We start from the raw sequence: 7,385 nt of genomic DNA on the forward strand, positions 1-7,385 counted from the left end.
TTGTTTATACGAGACCGGGCGGGGGCCGGCGGGGTGGACGGCCGGCCCCGGGGGGAGCCGACCGGCCACCCGGGGTCTTCGGGTGGTACTGCCTGCCGGCGCCGCGCGGCGGCGCCGGGTCCTGCGGATGGTGCGGGTCCTGCGGATGGTGCGGGTGGTGCGGGTCCTGCAGGTGGTGCGGTCCGGGTGGGCGGCGAACCCGGGGGGAGTCGCTCGCCGCCCACCCGGAGTTCTGGGGGGCAACCCGCCGGGCTACCGGTCGTTCCCGGTCCGGTCGGGTCTGCTCGGTCGGACGTCCGGCACGGTGGGTGCGGCCGGCGGGGTCGGGACCGTCACCCCGGACTTGCCGGGTCTGGTACCGCCGCCGCCGTCCTCGCCGTTGCCGCCGGCCCTGCCGCCGGAGGCCTGGCCGTTGTTGTTGCCGTTCGCGTTCCCGCCGTTGGCGTTGCCGCCGTTCGCGTTCCCGCCGTTGCCGTTGGCATTGCCGTTGCCCCGGCCGCCGTCGGTGCCCCCCTTGCCCTTGTCCGTGCCGGGGGCGGCGCCGGTCCGGGCGGGGTCGTGCGGTTCCGCGGTGCCGCCCTGGTGGTCGTCGTCCCCCGCGCCGAGGGCCGCGGCGCAGAAGTCCGCCACCCCGTCGGCGCCGCCGGCCGCCGTGACCAGCGGGCCGTACAGCGGATCGACGGCCAGCCGGCCCGGGCGCTCGCCCTTGGCCGTCCGGTCGGCGAAGCCGCGGCAGAGGCCGAGCAGCGCCGGCGGGACGGCCGTCCGGTCGCCGCGCCCCCCGGCTGACGGAGTGCCGGGGGTCGCGGCGCCGGACGGGACGCCCGTCTGGGGCCCGGCCGAGGCGCCGTCGGACGGACGGGCCGAGCCGGACGCCGGGGCGAACGGGGTCCCCCCGGCGGACGGACCGGCGGACGACGCCCCCGAAGGGGAGCCGGTGACGGCACCGCCCTGGGCCGCGAGCGTGTGCTCCGGCTCGACGGGACCGCCGCCGCCCAGCGCGGACGGCAGGTTGCCGGTACCGGCGGCGACCGCGACCCCGCACAGCGCGGTGGCGCCGAGCACGGCGGCAGCGGCCTTCGTGCTGAAGGCCCTGGCCAGCGCGGCGGTTGCCATCGATCGTCTCCGGACGGGTGTCACTACGGGGTCGGGCGTGAGACTCGCCGCCCGGAACGCGGCCAGGGCGGCCTCCTCCCCGGCCAGTTCGCCGGCCGTCGCGGGAGCGGCGGCCGCGGCGAGCACCCGGGCGAGCTGCCCGGGACCGCCGTCCGGTCCGGTGAGCGAGGCGTCCTGCCCGGCCGACGGGGCGGCCACGGCACCGCCGAGCAATTGCTCGGCGGCATCACGGTCGATCCGACGGGATCGGTTGGTGCTCATCTCATGTCCTTCAGCGTCGCGGCCCGGCGTTCTGTCACACCCTGCGGAGAACTTTTTTTCGCGGGTTTCCCCGCGGGTCGCCCCGAGGCCTCGCCCGCGCTCCTTCCGAGGGCGTCGCCGACCGGCGCACCGCCGGTCCGCGCGGCCGGGATCCCGTCCCCGCCGCTCGCTCCCCCGCGCACTCCCCCGTTCCCGCCCCCGCCTCCGCCCTCGTTGCCTCCCCCGGACGCGAAGGACTGCTCCAGCAGCCCGGCCAGCCGCCGCAGTCCCCGGTGGGCGGCCATCCGGACACTGCCGGCCCGCTTGCCGAGCACCCGGGCGGCGCTCTCCGCGTCCAGTTCCATGACCACCCGCAGCAGCACCGCCTCGGCCTGGTCGCGCGGCAGCCGGGAGATCAGCGCCAGCGCGTCGGCGGTGCCGACCGTGGTCAGCGCGGCGCGTGCGGTGTCGTCCCCGGCCGCCAGTTCGACGAGGTACTCGAAGGGCAGGTCGGCGACCGGACGGCGGCGGCGGGCGCGCAGGTGGTCGAGCGCCCGGTGCCGGGCGACGGTGGCGGCCCAACCGCGGAAGCCGTCCCCGTCGCCGGAGAATCCGCGCAGGTCGCGGGCGATCTGCAGCCAGGCCTCCGAGGCGATGTCCTCGGCGTCCTGCCGGTCCTCCGGCCGCCCGCCGACCAGCACCCGCAGGTAGCGCAGCAGGCCCGGCTGGACGGTCCGGAAGAGCAGCCGGAACGCCTCCTCGTCCCCGCCCTGGGCGGCGCGGACCGCTTCCGTCAGATCGGTGGGAGCGGGGGCCGCCCCCGGTGGTGGACCGGTGGTCGGTACTGGTCCGGACCGGCCGACCGGGCTGCCGGTGCCCGCTCCGGGGCGCTCTGCACTCTGCACCCGCCACATGATGCGCCATTCGGGCGAACGCTCCGGCTCCGGCCGAAGGACCGGCCGGAGCCGGGGCCAAGGTCCTGCGGACTGCTGCCGTTCGCCCGCGGCCCCGGCGGGACGGCCCCGCCTACGTTGTCGGTAGGCGAAGCAGTCCGGGCCGCCGCCGCGTCCCGGCCGGACCCGCCGGGCCCCTCCGAACGCGTGGACGGACGGACGCCCGGGCCGCGCACCCCGGCCGCGCACCACGGCCTCGCCCACCACCACGGCGGGCCGCCGCGCCGGCCGCCGCAGCCACCCGGGGACCCGGGGATCCGCCGCGATCCGGTGCCGGAGCGGCTACGAACCATCAGCAGGCACGACCGGCAGGGACGAACGATGACGACCGCCCACGAGCTCCACGCCAGGGGGCTGCGCGAACACCTCGCGCCCGCCCTGCGCGCCCTGGGCCTCACCGGGTGGCGCCGGACCTTCGCCCTGCCGGACGGCACCCACTGGGTGCTGGTCGGACTGGCCGAGCGCCCCGCCGCCGACCGGGTGTCCTTCACCTTCGACCTCAGCCTGGTCCGCCGCGCCGCCTGGAGCGCGGCCGGGCTGCCCGGGCACCGGCCCGACCCGCGCGTCCGGTACGGCGTCGAGACCTGGCGGGCCCGGATCGGCGAGGTGCTGCCGGTCGGCGAGGACGTCTGGTGGGAGGTGCTGCCCGGGCCGCGCTGGCAGCTCCCGCTGGACGACGCCGTCGCGGCCGTCCGCCACTACGGCCTACCGGAGCTGCGGCGCCGGGCCGGTGCCGACCTCGCACTCCTCGCCGGGCCGGCCGGCGGCCTCACCGGGGAGGCCTACCTCCTCCCCGCCGAGCTGGAGCGGGTCAACGCCGCGCTGCTGACCGCCGCGGTGGCCCGGGTGCGGCGCGCCGAGCTGACCGACGGGGCGCTGGTGCTGACCGGAGCCTGGACGCGCGGCGATGCCGTCGCCCGGACCGTCCTGGCGGGGGTCGCCGAGGGCTTCCTGTCCGCCGGGGACGAGCGGTTCGACACCGTCCGCTGCCGGGACACCCTGGACCGGGAGCTGTGGACCTTCCCCGACCGGAGTTAGCGAACGCGCAGGTCGGAGGCGGTGTCACGGCGCGCACCATGACAACCGTCATGCGGATCCCGCAACGGACGGCACTGCTCTGACGGAGGGTCGGACGGAAAGACTGGAGGCACGACGCGGGCAGCAGCCCGCGGCCGCCAGCCGGGGAGGAACCGCCGTGAGCCAGACCGTCAGCGCCGCCGCCGTCACTGCCACCGCCGCCACCGCCGCCAAGGCCGCCGCCCCCGCGAAGGCCTCCACCTCGCCGGCCTCCGGCCTCCGCCCGCTGGCCCTCGACGTGGCCGCCCCACTGGCCGGCTACTACCTGCTGCACTCGGTCTGCGGCCTGAGCGAGTTCGCCGCACTGGCCTGGAGCAGTGCCTTCCCGGCCGCCCGTACCGTCCTCGGCCTGCTGCACGAGCGCCGGCTCAACCTGTGGGCCACCCTGATGCTGACCGTCAACCTGGCGGGACTGGCCCTGACCTTCGTCACCGGCGACGCCCGGATGATGATCGCCAAGGACGGCGGCCTGAGCGGCTCCGTGGCGGTCGCGGTCCTGGTCTCCGCGCTGATCGGCCGGCCGGTGATGACCTCGGTGCTGATGCCCTTCGTCACCAAGGGCCGGCCGGACCGGGCCGCCGCCTGGCAGCGGCTGGCCGAGGGCCGGGCGGCCGCGTCGCGCTCCTTCCGCCGCCACGAGCGGGTGTTCTCGGGCATCTGGGGCGTAGCGCTGCTGACCGAGTGCGCGGCCCGGGTGGTCGGCGCCTTCACCCTGCCGGTGTCGACCATGGCCTGGCTGTCCACCGTGTTCATGATCGGCGCCATCGTGGCCGGCTCGCTGCTCGGCCAGATCGCCGTCGAGCCGATCGAGAAGCTGGTCGGCGCCGAGGCCGAGGCCCCCACCACCGCCTGAGCCGCACCCCGGCCGCACCCCGGCCGCGACCGGCCCGCACGGGAACAGCCGACACGGGACCGGACGACACGGGAACGGCCGGCACGGGACCGGCCGGCAGGTGAACGGGCGGCTCCGGGGGCTCGAACGGCCAGGAACCATCCGGACCTCCCGGGAGTCCTTGTATAACGAGGGGGTAACGGGACCCCCGACGAGGAAACGGGGACCCCCATGTACCGGACGACGCACGCGCCGAGCACCGTCGAGGACCGCACGCTCGTCTGGGACGGCTGCCTGAACGTCCGTGACCTGGGCGGGCTGCCCACCGCCTCCGGCCGGCTCACCGCCCGCCGCGTGATAGTCCGGGCGGACAACCTGGACCGCCTCACCGCCGAGGGCTGGGACGCCCTCCTCGACCACGGTGTCCGCACCGTGGTCGACCTGCGCGACACCGAGGAGTACAAGCCGCTCCTCCCGCTCCCGGACGGTGTCGACCTGGTCCGCGTACCGCTGGACGAACTCGCCGGCCCCGCCTGGTGGGAGGCCCACGGCCGACTGGACGGCACCCCGCTCGCCCTCCGCCCGTACCTGGACCACTGCCCGCACGCCGCCGCCGCGCTGATCGCCGCGGTCGCCGGGGCCCGGCCCGGCGGCGTGGTGGTGCACTGCGGCGCCGGCCGTGACCGCACCGGCCTGGCCGCCCTGCTGCTACTCGCCCTGGCCGGGGTCGACCGGGCCGCGATCACCGAGGACTACCTGCTGAGCGGCCCCAACGTCCGCCCGCTGTACGGGATGCTGGGCCTGCCGGACCCGTACCACCGGATCGACGCGGTGCTCGCCGAGGCCGGCACCACCGCCGAGGCCGCCCTGACGGCCGCGCTCGACGGGTTCGACCCGGCCGGCTACCTGCTCGCGGCGGGTGTCGCGCCCGACCGGATCGCCGCCGTCCGGGCCCGCCTGCTGCCCGACTTCTGACGGGCTACCAGAGCCGGTCGACCAGGCCCGGGTGGAGGGCGATCCGCCGGTGCGGGAAGTCCGTCCGCCGGCGGCGGGCGCGCTCGGTGAAGAAGGCCGCCACCACCACCTTGTCGAAGCCCTCCCGGTCGCTCGGGAAGGGCTCCTCGGCCGTCCCGCCGACCAGGACCGCGCCCGGCAGCTCCGCCCAGCCCGCGCTCTCGTAGAAGGCCAGCAGCCCCCGGTCGCAGGTGAACAGCCCGAGGTCGGCGCCGCTCTCCCCGACGGCGGTACGGGCGGCCGCCACCAGCCGCCGCCCGTGCCCCCGGCCGCGCAGGGCCGGGTCGGTGACCACGGCACTGAGGCCGCTCGCCGCGTACCTGTGGCCCGCGTGGTCGAGGTCCTTGGAGAGCAGGTCGAGCGCGGCCAGCACGCGGTCGCCGGACAGCAGGAGGAGGGAGCGCGGGCGCAGCGCCGGGTCGTGCACCGGATCGGCGGTCGGCCCGGGCCCGGCGGGCCCGCTGGGCCAGGCCGACTCCTGCAACTCGGCGACCTGGAGCTTGAGTTCGCGGGGCACCTCGGCCTCGGGCAGGGACAGGACCCGAAGTCCGTCCATGGCGCACCTCCTTTCCGTCACGGTCGTCGAACCCTACCCGCCGGGATCGTCAACTGATGGTTGACGATCCTCGGGGCGACAACCTACGGTTGACGCATGGAGAATCCCGTTGTTCCCAACAGCACTCCGCTGCGCCTCGACGACCTGATCGCGGCCATCAAGCAGGTCCACCCCGACGCGCTGGACCAGCTCTCGGACGCGGTCATCGCCGCCGACCACCTCGGAGAACTCGCCGACCACCTGATCGGCCACTTCGTCGACCAGGCCCGCCGCTCCGGCGCCTCCTGGACCGACATCGGCCGCAGCATGGGCGTCACCAAGCAGGCCGCCCAGAAGCGCTTCGTCCCCAAGGACCCGGGCACCCCGAACGACCTCGACCCCAGCCAGGGCTTCAGCCGGTTCACGCCCCGGGCCCGCAAGGTCGTGGTGGCCTCGCAGGAGGAGGCCCGCAAGGCCGGCAACGCCGAGATCACCGCCGAACACATCCTGCTCGGCCTACTCGCCGAGCCCGAGGGCATCGCCGTCAAGGCGCTCGCCGCCCAGGGCATCACCCCGAAGGCCGTCCGGACGGCGACCACCGCCGCCCTGCCGACCGCCGTCGAGCAGACGCTGCCCGCACTGATCCCGTACGACGGGCAGGGGAAGAAGGTGCTGGAGCTGACCTTCCGCGAGGCGCTCAAGCTCGGGCACAACTACGTCGGCACCGAGCACATCCTGCTCGCGCTGCTGGAGCAGGAGAACGGCGAGGGCGTGCTCGCCGGACTGAAGGTGGACAAGTCCGAGGCGGAGACCTTCATCTCGGAGGCCATCGCCGCCATCATCGCCGCCCGGGACGCCGAGTCCGGGCAGCAGTGAACCGGGACCGTGCCCCGGGCGGAACTCCAGCCCGGGGTACGGCCGTTGCGGTCAGAACCCGGAGACGTGGGTGGTGACGATCCGGACCCGGCCGTCCTCGGCCGCCGCCAGCGCCGCCCGCAGGCGGGCCGAACGGGCCGGGCCGAGCAGTTCCAGCGCCTCCTCGACCGGGGCCCAGCGGTGGTCGTCCAGCTCACCGGCCGGGACGGTCACCGGGGTGCCGTCCGGGGCGGTGCCGAAGTCGAACATCAAGTGCTCGGCGGGGTGGTCGAGTTCGGCCGAGGCATGGGTCCAGGAGATGGCCAGCAGGGGCCCGGCCTCCCGGACCAGGCCGGTCTCCTCCGTCAGCTCCCGCTCGGCGCACTCGACCGGGCCCTCGCCGAGGTCGATCGTGCCGCCCGGGAACTGCCAGTGCTCGCGGTACCCGGCCTTCACGATCAGGATCCGGCCGGACTCGTCCCGCAGCAGGCAGCCCGCCGCCGCGTAGATCCGGGGCAGCGAGGCCAGCCAATCCTCGCGGGACTTCAAGGGCTCAGGCTCAGCCGTCACTGCGGTCCTCCATGGGGCGTGGTGGATACGACGACCCCACTCTGCCACCGGATTCCGGACACGTCCGGTACGGGCCGGAGCGGGTCGGGCGGCGCGGTTCGGCCGAACCGACTCAGGCAGGCCGATCCGGGCGGGACCGATGAGTCGGCGCCGTCGCGGCGGTCCAACCCGTATGACGACCACCCCCGGGGCC

At 76.0% G+C, this 7,385-nt stretch carries 8 protein-coding genes; 4 read left to right on the forward strand and 4 right to left on the reverse strand.

Annotated features, from left to right (window positions below; genetic code table 11):
* Positions 1–252 precede the first annotated feature (252 nt).
* Both ACFQ6N_RS39700 and ACFQ6N_RS39705 read right to left on the reverse strand, forming a co-directional pair.
* The gene (locus tag ACFQ6N_RS39700) at positions 253–1,377 is read right to left on the reverse strand and encodes a hypothetical protein (RefSeq protein ID WP_380659035.1); all 1,125 of its coding nucleotides are present in this window, start codon (positions 1,375–1,377) and stop codon (positions 253–255) included.
* A complete protein-coding gene (locus ACFQ6N_RS39705) occupies positions 1,374–2,261 on the reverse strand; it encodes an RNA polymerase sigma factor (RefSeq protein ID WP_380659036.1) in 888 nt (295 codons plus the stop codon). Before ACFQ6N_RS39705 ends, ACFQ6N_RS39700 begins: the two co-directional genes overlap by 4 nt.
* A gap of 369 nt (positions 2,262–2,630) precedes the next feature.
* On the opposite strand from ACFQ6N_RS39705, the gene ACFQ6N_RS39710 reads away from it, so the two are divergent.
* The 3 genes from ACFQ6N_RS39710 (at position 2,631) to ACFQ6N_RS39720 (ending at position 5,193) form a co-directional block, all read left to right on the forward strand.
* Positions 2,631–3,347 carry a hypothetical protein gene (locus ACFQ6N_RS39710; RefSeq protein WP_380659037.1) on the forward strand — a complete coding sequence of 239 codons (717 nt, stop codon included), beginning with the start codon at positions 2,631–2,633 and terminating at the stop codon, positions 3,345–3,347.
* 157 nt (positions 3,348–3,504) lie between these two features.
* Positions 3,505–4,239 (forward strand): VC0807 family protein, encoded by a 735-nt coding sequence (locus tag ACFQ6N_RS39715; protein ID WP_380659038.1) that lies wholly within the window; start codon positions 3,505–3,507, stop codon positions 4,237–4,239.
* A gap of 210 nt (positions 4,240–4,449) precedes the next feature.
* Positions 4,450–5,193 carry a tyrosine-protein phosphatase gene (locus tag ACFQ6N_RS39720; protein WP_380659039.1) on the forward strand — a complete coding sequence of 248 codons (744 nt, stop codon included), beginning with the start codon at positions 4,450–4,452 and terminating at the stop codon, positions 5,191–5,193.
* 4 nt (positions 5,194–5,197) lie between these two features.
* On the opposite strand, the gene ACFQ6N_RS39725 is transcribed toward ACFQ6N_RS39720, so the two are convergent.
* Positions 5,198–5,788 (reverse strand): GNAT family N-acetyltransferase, encoded by a 591-nt coding sequence (locus tag ACFQ6N_RS39725; RefSeq protein WP_380659041.1) that lies wholly within the window; start codon positions 5,786–5,788, stop codon positions 5,198–5,200.
* Between the two features lie 96 nt (positions 5,789–5,884).
* Between ACFQ6N_RS39725 and ACFQ6N_RS39730 the strand changes: the two genes are divergently transcribed.
* On the forward strand, positions 5,885–6,643 hold the full coding sequence (locus tag ACFQ6N_RS39730) for a Clp protease N-terminal domain-containing protein (RefSeq protein ID WP_380659042.1): 759 nt from the start codon (positions 5,885–5,887) through the stop codon (positions 6,641–6,643).
* Between the two features lie 51 nt (positions 6,644–6,694).
* Here the strand turns inward: ACFQ6N_RS39730 and ACFQ6N_RS39735 are convergent, their stop codons facing one another.
* Complete coding sequence (locus ACFQ6N_RS39735; RefSeq protein ID WP_380659043.1) at positions 6,695–7,171, reverse strand: NUDIX domain-containing protein; 477 nt, start codon at positions 7,169–7,171, stop codon at positions 6,695–6,697.
* Between the last annotated feature and the right edge of the window lie 214 nt (positions 7,172–7,385).

Source organism: Kitasatospora sp. NPDC056446 (genome assembly GCF_042796115.1).
Taxonomy (GTDB): Bacteria; Actinomycetota; Actinomycetes; order Streptomycetales; family Streptomycetaceae; genus Kitasatospora.